The 13,713-nt window shown below is 54.8% G+C and carries 13 protein-coding genes; 2 read left to right on the plus strand and 11 right to left on the minus strand.

Translation table 11 applies throughout. From position 1 onward, the window contains the following. Positions 1-42 precede the first annotated feature (42 nt). A complete protein-coding gene (locus tag JTA15_RS11740) occupies positions 43-1,062 on the plus strand; it encodes a M4 family metallopeptidase (protein WP_014171157.1) in 1,020 nt (339 codons plus the stop codon). Beyond that, positions 1,063-1,413: a protealysin inhibitor emfourin gene (locus JTA15_RS11745; RefSeq protein WP_020883037.1), complete on the plus strand. Its 351-nt coding sequence runs from the start codon at positions 1,063-1,065 to the stop codon at positions 1,411-1,413. Here JTA15_RS11745 and JTA15_RS11750 read toward each other — a convergent pair. The 11 genes from JTA15_RS11750 to ndk all read right to left on the minus strand — a co-directional run bounded on the left by JTA15_RS11750 (position 1,410) and on the right by ndk (position 13,612). Beyond that, positions 1,410-1,631: a zinc ribbon domain-containing protein gene (locus tag JTA15_RS11750; RefSeq protein WP_032678684.1), complete on the minus strand. Its 222-nt coding sequence runs from the start codon at positions 1,629-1,631 to the stop codon at positions 1,410-1,412. The genes JTA15_RS11745 and JTA15_RS11750 overlap by 4 nt on opposite strands. 52 nt (positions 1,632-1,683) lie before the next feature. Next, complete coding sequence (locus JTA15_RS11755) at positions 1,684-2,718, minus strand: Gfo/Idh/MocA family oxidoreductase (RefSeq protein WP_219372325.1); 1,035 nt, start codon at positions 2,716-2,718, stop codon at positions 1,684-1,686. Between the two features lie 65 nt (positions 2,719-2,783). Beyond that, the gene (locus tag JTA15_RS11760) at positions 2,784-4,325 is read right to left on the minus strand and encodes a peptide MFS transporter (RefSeq protein WP_025203468.1); all 1,542 of its coding nucleotides are present in this window, start codon (positions 4,323-4,325) and stop codon (positions 2,784-2,786) included. A gap of 300 nt (positions 4,326-4,625) precedes the next feature. After that, entirely contained in the window at positions 4,626-6,098 is a 1,473-nt protein-coding gene (der, locus tag JTA15_RS11765) for a ribosome biogenesis GTPase Der (protein ID WP_020883033.1), read from the minus strand. A 112-nt stretch (positions 6,099-6,210) separates the two neighbouring features. After that, positions 6,211-7,389 (minus strand): outer membrane protein assembly factor BamB, encoded by a 1,179-nt coding sequence (bamB, locus tag JTA15_RS11770; RefSeq protein ID WP_014171163.1) that lies wholly within the window; start codon positions 7,387-7,389, stop codon positions 6,211-6,213. 10 nt (positions 7,390-7,399) lie between these two features. Then, complete coding sequence (locus JTA15_RS11775; protein WP_020883032.1) at positions 7,400-8,020, minus strand: YfgM family protein; 621 nt, start codon at positions 8,018-8,020, stop codon at positions 7,400-7,402. Between the two features lie 13 nt (positions 8,021-8,033). Next, positions 8,034-9,308 carry a histidine--tRNA ligase gene (gene hisS, locus JTA15_RS11780; protein WP_020883031.1) on the minus strand — a complete coding sequence of 425 codons (1,275 nt, stop codon included), beginning with the start codon at positions 9,306-9,308 and terminating at the stop codon, positions 8,034-8,036. A gap of 81 nt (positions 9,309-9,389) precedes the next feature. After that, the gene (gene ispG / locus JTA15_RS11785; protein WP_003860619.1) at positions 9,390-10,508 is read right to left on the minus strand and encodes a flavodoxin-dependent (E)-4-hydroxy-3-methylbut-2-enyl-diphosphate synthase; all 1,119 of its coding nucleotides are present in this window, start codon (positions 10,506-10,508) and stop codon (positions 9,390-9,392) included. A gap of 26 nt (positions 10,509-10,534) precedes the next feature. Further along, positions 10,535-11,551 (minus strand): cytoskeleton protein RodZ, encoded by a 1,017-nt coding sequence (gene rodZ / locus JTA15_RS11790; RefSeq protein ID WP_014171167.1) that lies wholly within the window; start codon positions 11,549-11,551, stop codon positions 10,535-10,537. Positions 11,552-11,844: 293 nt separating this feature from the next. Then, the gene (locus JTA15_RS11795; RefSeq protein WP_014171168.1) at positions 11,845-13,011 is read right to left on the minus strand and encodes a bifunctional tRNA (adenosine(37)-C2)-methyltransferase TrmG/ribosomal RNA large subunit methyltransferase RlmN; all 1,167 of its coding nucleotides are present in this window, start codon (positions 13,009-13,011) and stop codon (positions 11,845-11,847) included. Between the two features lie 169 nt (positions 13,012-13,180). Further along, positions 13,181-13,612: a nucleoside-diphosphate kinase gene (ndk, locus tag JTA15_RS11800; RefSeq protein ID WP_003860625.1), complete on the minus strand. Its 432-nt coding sequence runs from the start codon at positions 13,610-13,612 to the stop codon at positions 13,181-13,183. Positions 13,613-13,713: the final 101 nt, after the last annotated feature.

Raw genomic sequence — 13,713 nt, forward strand, 5'->3', positions numbered from 1 at the left:
TATTCCCTTTTATCTGGCCTTGCCCGAACTAAGGAGAGCAGCATGTCTTATCTTCACAGCGTCATTCCCCCCTATATTCTTCGTCGCATTATCGAAAGTGGCTCTGAGCCGCAGCAGCGCTGCGCCCGTCAGACATTAACGCATGTGCAAACGCTCATGGCGCATATGCCGGGCAAACCCGCCGCGCCGCACGTCAATAAAGCCGGTCAACTGGAGCGTGATATTTACGATGCCAGACAGACGCAGGAGCTGCCGGGTACTCAGGTGCGTTATGAGGGCCAGCCGTCAAATGGCGATGTGGCCGTTGATGAAGCCTACAATTATTTGGGGGTCACTCATGATTTCTTCTGGAAAATGTATCAGCGCGATTCGCTTGATAATAAAGGCCTGATCCTGACCGGTACCGTGCACTATGGCCGGGAATATCAGAACGCCTTCTGGAATGGTCAGCAGATGGTCTTTGGCGATGGCGACGGCGAAATATTTAACCGCTTTACCATTGCCATTGACGTCGTGGCCCACGAGCTAAGCCACGGTGTCACCGAGACCGAAGCCGGGCTTATCTATTTTGAGCAGTCTGGCGCGCTGAATGAATCATTGTCAGATGTGTTTGGCTCGCTGGTCAAACAGTACCACCTCAAACAGACCGCCGATGAAGCCGACTGGCTGATTGGTGAGGGGCTGCTGGCAGACGGTATTAACGGCAAAGGGCTGCGCTCCATGTCAGCGCCCGGCACCGCCTATGACGATCCTCTGCTCGGTAAAGACCCGCAGCCTGGGCACATGAAAGACTTTATCAAAACGCGCGAAGACAACGGCGGCGTACACCTGAATTCAGGTATTCCCAACCGGGCGTTTTATCTGGCCGCGAAGGCGATTGGGGGTCATGCCTGGGAAAAAGCGGGATATGCCTGGTACGACACAGTTTGCGACCGTCACCTGGCGCAAGATGCCGATTTTGAGGCCTTCGCAAAACTGACGGTTGCCCACGGCGAGAAACGGTCCGGTGGCGACGTGGCGGCTGCGATAAAACAAGCCTGGGAACAGGTGGGAGTGCTGTAAATGCAGGTTCCGGAACTCACAGATGACGCCGTCGTTGAGCTGGCCCGGGAAGGCGGCGTCGCTTTTATCCCTAAGCTAAGCGGCCAACGCACCATTACGCTTTCGTCACTCAATGAGGCCCAGCGTCAGCGCGTGGTAAGCATCCTGGAGCAGGCATTTCCACGCGGCCAGCCGCCGGGTGAACCCACCTCGCCGGGGAGTGGCGATCAGCGTTATTTTCGCATCCAGATAATCTGGACTCAGCACAATCAGGCCCAGTACACCGATATGATTGTGCTGGTGCCTGAGCAGGAAGCCCCTGAGTCGCTGGTCGAGCTATGGCAGAAAGGCGAAGGCTGCGTGTGTGATTAAGCTTCAGCCGGGACAAACTCCACGCGCTTTTTCGAAATCAGGCCGTGGCCGTTCTGGCAGAAATAATCCACCGCACCGCAGGCTTTTAAGACCTGGAGTGGCTGATGACACTCCGGGCAGCGGGCTTCGAGCGCGATATCCTTATCGCAGTGCTCACAGTGGGCGACGCCATTTTGCGCTTCAAGCTCTGCGTGGCAATCCGGGCAGGTAATCGACATGATGACTCCTTTGCTGGGCATTCTGTAATACGTTGATATTAACACGCAGCACTCAGTGCGGGCCACGCAGCTGTTGCTGTAAGGTCAGCAGCAGTTCTACTTCCGCCATTCGACGGCGTGTCGTCCGGCTCACTTCTTCCGGGTCACATTCGAACAGACTTTTCTGCCCCAGAATGCGCTCTGCCAGGCAGTGCGTATAAATCGTTCCTGGAATATGCCAGCGCTGAACCCGATCGCCGTCCGTCAGCACGAGCACATCTTCTGCTCCGTGACGATCGTGGCTTATGACGCGCCCGTCATGCAGATACAGCCGTAACCCTTTTTGCCCGCCTGACGGTCCCGCATATTTGTTGAGCCAAATCTCCACCGGAATGCCACTAAGCTGCCCGCGAAGATGAGCGCTGCCCTCTGCCGTGGTGAGATCGCCCTGTTTGATCTCACGTCCAAGCCGGTCAGTAGCGGCCACCACCTGCAGCGTCATATCATCCCCGCCCCCCAGATAACGCACCGTTTCACGCAGCATCGCCAGCACATGCGTGCCGATGTCCAGGATAGCGCCGTCAGGATGGCGAAGCGTGCGGGTGTCCATTTCACCCGTCGCGAAGTTAAGCGCGACAGGTTCTCCTTTTGCGTTAAACCCGCTCGGTTCCTGCAAAAAACCGTCAATTCTGGCGATATCAGCAAAAGTCCCGATCAGCCCAAGCTGAACCGTTGCGAGGCGCGCCATCCAGTGGTCAAGTGCGAGCACACGGGACGCCGCACCGGGCAACGCCAGCAGCCTGTTCAGTTTTTCGAGCTGCGCGAGCGTGGCGACGATGGGTTTTTCAACCACGATCCGCGCCACAGGAGACGCCAGGGCGTGCTCCAGCACCTCAAGATGCTGCAGAGAAGCCGTGGTAATAAACAGGGTATCAAGAGGATGCGAGAGAAGTTCGGTGAGAGAGGCGCAGCGCGTCACGCCTTCAGGGTGTCTGCCAGGCTGAACATCAAACCCCAGGCAGTGCAGTGAATCGCCATACAGATTGTGTAATGCGGGTAAGTACGCGGTTTCCACCACCGCGCCAAGGCCAACAAACCCTAACAGCATCTTCTACCTCGTCGAGTAAATTACCGGGGCAAACGCCTGCCCCGGTATTGACGAGCAAGGCGTTATCAGGCGTTAGCGGCCGGTTTAGTCTGCGCATTTTCCAGCATGCGACGTACCGGAACAATGAGGACGATCAGCACCGCGGCACAAATCAGCAGCGCGATGGAGCAACGTGCGAAGAGATCCGGCAGCATATCCAGCTGGTCGGCCTTCACGTGACCGCCAATCAGACCTGCCGCCAGGTTGCCCAGCGCACTTGCGCAGAACCACAGGCCCATCATCTGCCCACGCATTCTTTCCGGTGCCAGCAGCGTCATGGTCGCCAGACCAATCGGGCTCAGGCACAGTTCCCCCAGCGTCAGCATCAAAATGCTGCCCACCAGCCAGAATGGCGACACGCCCGCGCCACCGTTATTCAGTACGTTCTGCGCAGCCAGCATCATCAGACCAAAGCCTGCGGCGGCACACAAAATACCAATAACAAACTTGGTGATACTGCTCGGACGAATGTTCATGCTGGCAAGTTTCGGCCAGGCCCAGCTGAATACCGGTGCCAGCAGGATGATGAACAGGGCGTTAATCGACTGGAACCATACCGCCGGGATTTCGAAATCACCGATCATGCGGTTAGTGTAGTCGTTGGCAAAGAGGTTGAATGACGTTGGCTTCTGCTCGAAGGCGGACCAGAAGAACGCAGCGGAGACCAGCAGAATAAAACAGACCAGAAGTCTGGCACGCTCTTTACGATTCAGGCCCGCAAAAAGGAACAGGTAGATAAAGTAGAGGGCAACGGACGCCGCAATCACGTAAACCAGCACGCTGGCTACCGCAACCGGGTTAATCACAATCACACCCTGCGCGATCAGCGTAACGATAACAGCCACACCCACAGCCAGCGCCAGCAACCATGCGCCCACGCCGTTTCTTTTCACCACCGGGCTATTCCAGGTAGAGTCCAGCCCCACTTCGCTGTCATAGCGTTTCATTGCCGGAACGGCAAACACGCGGAAGATGATCAGGGCAACCAGCATCCCGATGCCACCAATGCCGAAGCCCCAGTGCCAGCCGTGAGATTTAATCAGCCAGCCGGAAATCAGCGGCGCGATAAACGAGCCCATGTTGATGCCCATGTAGAACAGCGAGAAACCGCCGTCACGACGCGCATCGCCTTTTTTGTACAGCGTCCCCACCATGACCGAGATACAGGTCTTAAACAGACCAGAACCGAGCACGATGAACATCAGGCCGATAAAGAACAGGTTATCGCCCATGATGGCCGAGAGCGCAATCGACAGGTGGCCGAGCGCAATCAGGATGGATCCGTACCAGACGGCTTTCTGCTGGCCGAGCCAGTTATCCGCCAGCCAGCCACCCGGCAGTGCGGCCAGGTACATGGTGCCGGCAAAGATGCCCACAATTGCCGACGCGTTTTCACGTGCCAGCCCCATCCCGCCGTCATACACGGTGGCGGCCATAAACAGGATCAGTAATGGGCGAATGCCGTAAAACGAGAAACGTTCCCACATCTCGGTAAAGAACAGCGAACCGAGCGGATAAGGGTGGCCGAAGAACGTTCGGCTTTCTTTTTGATTAACAGAGGATTGCATAATTCTCCCAGGAAGGTATGTGTCGTGCTTGTAAACACCAGCATGTACGCCGGCCAGTTACGTATCTGACCGATTTTTTACATGCGGCGAAAAGTTAGTTAACCATTTGATAACCAGTCGCTAGTTTTGTCTAGTACCGGACCCTGGACTTTAAGATGAAAATTCGATGATTGTCTACTTTCTTAGATTTAAACTTGGTTAAAAGTGAATAGTGATTGACATCACACAGAGAGGACTGGCGGTATGAGCGGGCGAAAAAAAGCCCGCGATCAACGCGGGCTTCAGAAAGAACGGCAAAGCTTATTTGCTTTTCTTAATGTGCTTAATCAAACGCTTACGCTTACGCATCTGGTTTGGCGTCAGGGTATTGCGCTTGTTGGCGAACGGGTTCTCCCCTTCCTTGAACTGGATGCGGATTGGCGTGCCCATTACGTCCAGTGATTTACGGAAGTAGTTCATCAGATAGCGCTTGTAGGAATCCGGCAGGTCTTTAACCTGGTTGCCGTGAATCACCACGATTGGTGGGTTATAACCACCAGCATGAGCATATTTCAGCTTCACGCGACGACCACGCACCAGCGGCGGCTGATGGTCTTCTGCTGCCATGTTCATGATACGGGTCAGCATGGCGGTGCTCTGACGACGGGTGGAGCTGTCGTACGCTTCACGCACGGACTCAAACAGATTACCTACACCGCTGCCGTGTAACGCAGAGATAAAGTGCACGCGAGCAAAGTCGATAAAGCCCAGACGGAAGTCGAGCGTCTCTTTCACCTGCTCTCTCACCTCATTACTCAGGCCATCCCATTTGTTGACCACGATAACGAGTGAGCGCCCACTATTCAGAATGAAGCCGAGCAGAGAAAGGTCCTGATCGGAGATACCTTCACGCGCATCGATGACCAGCATGACCACGTTGGCATCTTCAATCGCCTGCAGGGTCTTGATAACGGAGAATTTTTCCACCACATCGGTGATTTTCCCGCGCTTACGTACGCCTGCGGTATCAATGAGCACATACTCACGCTCATCGCGCTGCATCGGGATATAAATACTGTCGCGGGTGGTGCCCGGCATGTCGTAAACGACCACACGCTCTTCGCCGAGGATACGGTTAGTAAGTGTAGACTTACCTACGTTTGGACGGCCCACGATAGCCAGTTTGATCGGCAGATCCTGCGGGTTGAAGTCGTCTTCAGGCTCTTCCTCGCCCGCTTCGCCGTCTTCGAACTGCGCCCAATATTCGGCGTCTTCATCGATCTCTTCCGGCGGGTTAACTTCATCAACCCACGGCAGCAGAACGGTTTCCAGCAGGCTGGTCACGCCACGGCCATGAGATGCCGCGATCGGGTAGATTTCGCCCAGACCTAAGGACCAGAAATCCGCAACCGCCTGGTCTGCATCAATACCGTCAGTTTTGTTCGCCACCAGGAAAGTGGGTTTTTCACGCGAGCGCAGATGTTTCGCAATAGCGGAGTCCGCCGGCATCAGGCCTGCGCGAGCGTCCACCATAAACAGAACCACGTCAGCTTCTTCAATCGCCAGCAGCGACTGTTCCGCCATGCGGGTTTCAACACCATCTTCTGTCCCGTCAATACCACCGGTATCAATACAGATGAACTCGCGTCCTTCTACTTCTGCACGACCGTACTTACGGTCACGCGTCAGCCCCGGGAAATCCGCAACCAGCGCATCACGGGTGCGTGTTAAACGGTTAAAAAGAGTGGATTTTCCAACGTTAGGGCGCCCGACAAGCGCGACCACAGGTACCATGTTTGAAGCCTCATAAAATTCAAATAAACGTCGCATTTGCGGCGTTTTTAAAAATGTCAAAACGGCTCCTGAGTGAACAGGAGCCGTTTAGTATACTACAACCGCTGGGTAATTAACGCGTGATCGCGTACAGCGTGCCGTCTTTTGCCTGAATCAGCAGTTTGCCGTCAGCCACAACCGGTTCCGTCAGGAAACCTGAGCTGTCGACTTTTTGCTGAGCAACAAAACGACCGTTGTCCGGGTCAATCCAGTGCATATACCCTTCGCTATCACCCACCACCAGGCTACCGTTATACAGTGCTGGTGCGGTCAGCAGACGGTGCAGCAGATCGCTTTGCGTCCACAGCGTAACACCACCTTCGGTGCTGAGCGCCAGCAGACGGTCGTTCTGATCAACCATATAGATACGGTTGCCATCAACCACGAAATCATTCACAGAGCCCAGTTCACGTTTCCACATGACCTGGCCGCTGCGCAGATCCAGCGCGGTCAGGTTACCGTTATAGGCCAGTGCGTAAACCACACCGTCAACGATAACCGGGGTCGTGTCGACATCGCTCAGACGATCGATTTCCGTTGAGCCTGTCGCCTGAGAAATACGCTGCTGCCAGATCATCTGGCCTTGCTGCATCAGTACCGCGCTTACACGACCGTTGTCACCGCCAACAATGGCAGCACCAAAGGCGGTAGCCGGCGCAGATTCACCGCGCAGGGACAAGGAAGGCATATCCAGGTTCACGGTCCATTTCACCAGACCATCGGCTTCGTTCAGCGCCTGCAGCTGGCCGTTGCTGGTGTGGATCAGTACCATGCCGTCGCTCACGACCGGACGAGACAGAGACTCACCGGCCACGGAGGTTTGCCATGCAACAGAACCATCGCTGGTGTTGAGAGCATAGACCTGGGCTTTTTCGCTACCCACGTACACATGCCCACCGGCAACGGTCAGACCGCCAGAAAGCAGTGCCGGTTTACGAGAGAACCAGCCGTCTTTTTCCGCCAGGTTAACCGACCACACTTCTTTCCCGTCATCGGCGTTAACCGCCTTCACGGTACCCTTGCGGTCAGCCGCATAGATAACGCTGTCGGCAAAAGCCGGGTGCAGGTTGGAATAAAAATCACCAATACCATCGCCCACGGAGGTGCTCCACGCGGTGGACGGGGTAAACTGGTTTTCAACAGTCGGCAGTGGGGACATTTTCACAACGTCTTCTTCGCCACTGAACAGTGAACAGCCACTCAATAACGTAACAGAAAGCAGTCCTGGCAGAAGTAATTTACGCAATTGCATCGGGTCCCTCTCAGACGGACAAATTATTTATTTTCATCTGCATCATTTCGCTCAGCGCAGGTGAAGCTTTGCTCTCTACGCCAGCTTGCCACGCTTTACGCGCGCCCGCTTTGTCACCTTTGCTCAGCAGTGCTTCACCGCGCAGATCGGCAACAATGGCAGCAAAACCTTCGCCTTTGATGGTATCGAGCGTTTTCAGCGCATCGTCAGCTTTTTTCTGCTGAACCTGAATACGAGCCAGGCGCAGATTGATCACCGCTTTCAGATTTTCATCACTGGCGGCGGTTAGCCCTTGTGACAGCAGGCTAGCGGCTTTATCCAGTTCGTTCTTATCAACGTACTGCTGCGCCACTTCCAGTGCGGCCAGCGCACCGTAGGTGTTTTTGTTGTCAGCGGCAAATTTCTCTGCCGCCGTCAGCGTTTGCGGCTGATCGGCACGGATTGCGCTAACGGTATTTTCATACGACAGCGACGCGTCACGCGCGGAGTCCGCCTGATGACTGTTCCAGTAACGCCAGCCTACCAGCGCACCGACACCTAAAATAACCCCAACAACCAGCGCCTTGCCGTTTTCGACAAAGAAGCGTTTAATCGCGTCGACCTGATCGTGTTCGTTCTCGTAAATTTCCACGCAGTCCTTCTCCTTAGCCCAATAGAGTGCGCAAGTGCGCCGCAACGCCGTCCTGCGTTACCGTTGTCTGCTCACCAGAGCGCAGGTCTTTCACAACCACTTCGCCGTTAGCCACTTCGGACTCGCCCAGCACCAGTGCAATACTTGCGCCCCATTTATCGGCACGAGCAAACTGTTTTTTGAAGTTGCCGCCGCCATGGTTGGTCATCAGCTTCACGTCCGGCAGTGCATCACGCACGCGTTCCGCAAGCTGCATTGCCGCAGGCTGCGTTTCCGCGCCTGAGGCTACCAGGTATATATCGACAACGGAATCTGCTTTAAATTCCGGATTAACTGCCTGAACCAGCAAAACAAGTCGCTCAAGACCCATGGCGAAGCCTACGCCAGGGGCTGGACGGCCACCAAGCTGCTCAACCAGACCGTCATAACGACCGCCGGCACACACGGTGCCCTGGGAACCGAGGCTGGATGTCACCCACTCGAACACGGTGCGGTTGTAGTAGTCCAGACCGCGCACCAGACGCTGGTTCACGGTATAAGCAATGCCCGCGGCTTCCAGCAGTTTGCACAGACCCGCAAAGTGCTCACGTGACGCTTCGTCCAGGTAGTCGCCCAATGCAGGTGCATCGTTCAACAGCGCCTGTACGTCAGGGTTTTTGGAATCCAGCACGCGCAGTGGGTTGCTGTACATACGACGTTTGCAGTCTTCGTCCAGCTTCTCTTTGTGCTGCTCCAGGAACGCAACCAGTGCGTCACGGTAGTTCGCGCGTGCTTCCAGAGAACCGATGGAGTTCAGTTCCAGTGAGACGTGCTCAGCAATGCCGAGCGCACGCCACCAGCGGGCAGTCAACATAATCAGTTCGGCGTCAATGTCCGGGCCCTGCAGGCCAAAGACTTCCACACCCAACTGGTTGAACTGGCGATAACGACCTTTCTGTGGACGTTCGTGGCGGAACATCGGGCCGATATACCACAGGCGCTGCTCCTGATTGTACAGGAGACCATGTTCGATGCCGGCGCGTACGCAGCCCGCCGTACCTTCCGGACGCAGTGTCAGGCTGTCGCCGTTGCGGTCCTCAAAGGTATACATCTCTTTTTCAACCACGTCGGTCACTTCGCCGATCGCGCGTTTGAATAACGGGGTCTGCTCTACAATCGGCAAACGGATTTCGCTGTAACCGTAGCTGCCGAGCACCTGTTTGAGTGTGCCTTCAATGCGCTGCCAGATGGCGGTTTCGCCAGGCAGATAATCGTTCATGCCGCGGATGGCTTGAATGTTTTTTGCCACGTTTATTCTCTTTCTATATACAAAAAAGAACCCAAAGAATGGGTTCAATCATACATGGGAAGCGCCACGCTTCCCATCACGTTATTTTTCAACCTGCTGAACGCTGATGCGCTGCGCTTCATCCATCATTGTTGCTTTGGCACGGATGCGGGCTTCAAGCTGGTCGATCATGTCACTATTATCCAGACGATCTTTACGCACGCCATCTTCATAGAGACCACTTTTCTTGTTACCGCCGGTGACGCCGAGCGTTGACACCAGGGCTTCACCCGGACCGTTCACCACGCACCCGATGATGGAGACGTCCATCGGGGTGATGATATCTTCCAGACGTTGCTCAAGCGCATTCACCGTGCCAATCACGTCAAATTCCTGACGTGAACAGGTTGGGCAGGCAATGAAGTTGATCCCACGTGCGCGGATACGCAGTGATTTGAGGATATCGAAACCGACTTTGATCTCTTCTACCGGATCGGCCGCCAGCGAAACGCGCAGGGTGTCACCGATCCCTTCCGAGAGCAGCAGCCCCAGGCCGATCGCCGATTTAACGGAACCGCTACGAAGGCCACCGGCTTCCGTAATCCCGAGGTGCAAAGGCTGATCGATCTGTTTTGCCAGCAGGCGATAAGACTCTACTGCCAGGAACACATCTGAGGCTTTTACGCTGACTTTGAACTGATCGAAGTTCAGACGATCAAGATGATCAACGTGACGCATCGCGGATTCAAGCAGCGCCTGCGGCGTTGGCTCACCGTATTTTTCCTGCAGATCTTTTTCCAGGGAACCGGCGTTAACGCCGATACGGATAGGAATATTTTTATCGCGGGCGCAATCCACCACCATGCGGATACGCTCTTCGTTACCGATGTTGCCCGGGTTAATACGCAGGCAGTCGACGCCATATTCAGCAACTTTCAGCGCAATGCGGTAATCGAAGTGGATATCAGCAACCAGCGGAACGCTGACCTGCTGTTTGATCAATTTGAACGCCTCTGCGGCATCCATTGTCGGCACGGAGACGCGAACAATGTCCGCGCCTACACGTTCTAACGCTTTGATCTGATTGACCGTCGCTTCCACGTCTGTGGTGCGCGTGTTGGTCATCGACTGGACGGCGATAGGGGCCCCATCGCCGATTGGCACATTACCAACGTAAATCCGTTTCGATTTTCTACGTTGAATCGGAGCCTGGTTATGCATGAAAAATCTCCCGCGTTGCCCGTCTGTTACTGTGCTGCTGATTGTTCGGCATTAACGGTAAGACGCGCAACCTGGTTAGTTCTGATAAAGCGGCTCAGGTCGACAGGTTTTCCTTGATACTGGATCTGTACTGCTGCCGGAGCGCCGATTTTAAGTTTATACGGTGCCTGGCCGGTTAGGTTTAACGTGCCATCTTTACGCTGCAGACCGCTGAACAGTTTTTTACCTGTTGCATCGGTCACTTCCAGCCAGCAGTCAGCAGAGAAGTTCATCACCAGCGCATTTGGGTCCGCCGCCGGCGCAGCCGTTCCGGCCGGGTTGGTTGGCAGTGACGCAGCACCGTTGTCCGCAGGCTGAGTGGCCGCTGGCGCGTTGGTCGCGGTATCCACGTTTGCCTGAGAAGGGGCAACCACCGCGTTTGGATCCTGAGCCTGAGGCGCAGGGGTATTAGCCGTTGCGGCGGGTGCCTGCCCGGCATCGGTTGCAGGCGCATCGGTCGCGGCAGTCTGCGGCTCGCTGGAGGTGGCAGCACCTTCGGTATTTAGCGGCACGCTCTGAGCGTTGTCATTGCCGGACTGATTGAGCTCGGCGGAGGATTGATCGGCCATGGTGGTGATCTCTTCCTGCTGCGCCTTGTGGTTTTGCCACCACCATGCGCCCGTCAGGCCGATCACCACAAACAGCACCAGCCAGGTAAAGCTCATCAGCCAGCCATCACGTTTTTTACGACGTTTTCCCAGGGAGAAGGTCTGCATCGGCGCAACTTTTGCTGCGCGGACCGGTGCCTGCTTCTCCATCATTGGCAGTAATTCTTCTTCAGGGATATGCACCAGTTTTGCATAAGAGCGGATGTAACCACGCAGAAATGTTGAAGCCAGATCGGCCGGAGCCTTATCTTCTTCAATATCGCGAACCGTGGAAACCTTCAGACATAAGCGTTCTGCAACGGCTTGCTGGCTGAGTCCGAGTTGTTCACGGGCGTTGCGAAGACGAACGCCAGTGGAGAGTGCTTCATGTTGGTCGTGAGTGGCTTCAGTATTCATTCGCTACAACTACTGGTACGTGAAAAAAAAGGGTTCAGGTGCCGGTAAGTCACAATGCCACCCGCACCGCGAAAGTTCTGATCAGTTAACCTTGAACAGACAGTATAAGACTGTCAGCCCGGAGATGACAGCACAGCCCTGCCCGTCAGGATAAACTGTTGTTACGTCGTTACATACTGCCCGAAAGTCGGATGAAACGCACCGTAATTATTGATCAGTCATCACGAATCTGACTGATTATTCAGTAAGATTATGCTTCACGGCGCAAATAATGCGCCGTGAGTGCATAAGAATCAAACAGCTTTGACCGCAATCGTCTCGCCCTGCATACGTTTACGCAGGGTACGTTTGGTACGGTCAATCACATCACCTGCCAGCTGTCCGCATGCAGCATCGATATCATCACCACGGGTTTTACGCACGATAGTGGTGAAACCATACTCCATCAGCACCTTGGAGAAACGGTCGATACGGCTGTTCGAGCTACGGCCATAAGGCGCGCCCGGGAACGGGTTCCATGGAATCAGGTTGATTTTGCACGGCGTATCTTTCAGCAGTTCAGCCAGCTGATGCGCATGCTCGGTACCGTCGTTTACGTGATCGAGCATGACATACTCGATCGTCACGCGGCCCTGGTTCGCGTTGGATTTCTCCAGGTAGCGACGCACGGCGGCGAGGAAAGTTTCGATATTGTACTTTTTGTTGATGGGTACAATTTCGTCACGGATTTCGTCGTTCGGTGCATGCAGGGAGATCGCCAGCGCAACGTCAATCATGTCGCCCAGCTTGTCCAGTGCAGGCACTACGCCTGACGTCGACAGCGTTACGCGACGCTTGGACAGACCAAAGCCGAAGTCATCCAGCATGATTTCCATCGCCGGAACGACGTTGGTCAGGTTCAGCAGTGGCTCGCCCATGCCCATCATCACTACGTTGGTGATTGGACGGGTCCCGGTCACTTTCGCCGCACCGACGATTTTCGCCGCACGCCACACCTGGCCGATAATTTCAGACACGCGCAGGTTACGGTTGAATCCTTGCTGAGCGGTTGAGCAGAACTTGCACTCCAGCGCACAGCCCACCTGAGAGGAGACGCACAGCGTGGCGCGGTCTTCTTCCGGGATGTAGACGGTTTCAACGCGCTGATCGCCAACGGCAATCGCCCACTTGATGGTGCCATCGGCAGAGCGCTGCTCCTCCACCACTTCTGGTGCACGGATTTCAGCCACTTCTTTGAGCTTATTGCGCAGCACTTTGTTGATGTCAGTCATGTCATCAAAGTTGTCGCTGCAATAGTGGTACATCCATTTCATGACCTGATCGGCACGAAACGGCTTCTCGCCCATCTCTTTAAAGAACTCGCGCATCTGCTGACGGTTCAGATCCAGCAGGTTAATTTTTCCATTTTTATTTGGAACCGCAGGAATGGCGACTTCGGAGGTATTCACTAATTCAGACATAATTTTTTCCGGCCTCGTTGTTACACGTTATGGCCCATGGAGGGTTGAAAAGAAACGCCCCGGAAAGCAGTCTGCTCGTCCGGGGCGTTGCATTGTACAAAGTCTGGCGCAGGGATGCCACGTCTGCACGCGGCATTTACGAAAATAATGTGTAAACGAAACCGTTAAATTAACGGGTACGTGGACACACTTCGCCTTCAGCGAAGAAGAACGCGATTTCACGAGCGGCAGATTCAACAGAATCGGAACCGTGGGTGCCGTTCTCGGTGAAGCTGTCTGCATAGTCGGCGCGCAGGGTACCAGCCAGTGCGTTATCCGGGTTGGTCGCACCCAGCAGGTCACGGTGACGCTGTACTGCGTTTTCGCCTTCCAGTACGGATACAACGATCGGGCCAGAAGTCATGAACTCAACCAGACCGTCGAAGAATGGACGACCTTCGTGCTCAGCGTAGAAACCGCGAGCCTGCTCAACGGTCAGGTGCAGCATTTTGGTGCCAACGATTTTGAACCCTGCTGATTCAAAGCGAGCAAAGATGCTGCCAATAACGTTTTTTGCCACCGCGTTTGGTTTGATGATGGAAAAAGTACGTTCAATAGCCATGATAACCTCTGTAAATGTTCTGTTGTTTTTCATACCTGAGTATGGTGTGGCGCGGATTATAATGAGCAATAGCGCCATTGCCTATGGATTCAGGTAACATT

This window comes from Enterobacter sp. BIDMC 29 (assembly GCF_019378755.1).
Lineage (GTDB): Bacteria > Pseudomonadota > Gammaproteobacteria > Enterobacterales > Enterobacteriaceae > Enterobacter > Enterobacter ludwigii.

Coding starts and splice junctions, on each gene's coding strand:
- JTA15_RS11740 (WP_014171157.1), top strand. CDS start 43: ATGTCTTATCTTCACAGCGTCATTCCCCCCTATATTCTTCGTCGCATT.
- JTA15_RS11745 (WP_020883037.1), top strand. CDS start 1,063: ATGCAGGTTCCGGAACTCACAGATGACGCCGTCGTTGAGCTGGCCCGG.
- JTA15_RS11750 (WP_032678684.1), bottom strand. CDS start 1,631: ATGTCGATTACCTGCCCGGATTGCCACGCAGAGCTTGAAGCGCAAAAT.
- JTA15_RS11755 (WP_219372325.1), bottom strand. CDS start 2,718: ATGCTGTTAGGGTTTGTTGGCCTTGGCGCGGTGGTGGAAACCGCGTAC.
- JTA15_RS11760 (WP_025203468.1), bottom strand. CDS start 4,325: ATGCAATCCTCTGTTAATCAAAAAGAAAGCCGAACGTTCTTCGGCCAC.
- der (WP_020883033.1), bottom strand. CDS start 6,098: ATGGTACCTGTGGTCGCGCTTGTCGGGCGCCCTAACGTTGGAAAATCC.
- bamB (WP_014171163.1), bottom strand. CDS start 7,389: ATGCAATTGCGTAAATTACTTCTGCCAGGACTGCTTTCTGTTACGTTA.
- ispG (WP_003860619.1), bottom strand. CDS start 10,508: ATGCATAACCAGGCTCCGATTCAACGTAGAAAATCGAAACGGATTTAC.
- rodZ (WP_014171167.1), bottom strand. CDS start 11,551: ATGAATACTGAAGCCACTCACGACCAACATGAAGCACTCTCCACTGGC.
- JTA15_RS11795 (WP_014171168.1), bottom strand. CDS start 13,011: ATGTCTGAATTAGTGAATACCTCCGAAGTCGCCATTCCTGCGGTTCCA.
- ndk (WP_003860625.1), bottom strand. CDS start 13,612: ATGGCTATTGAACGTACTTTTTCCATCATCAAACCAAACGCGGTGGCA.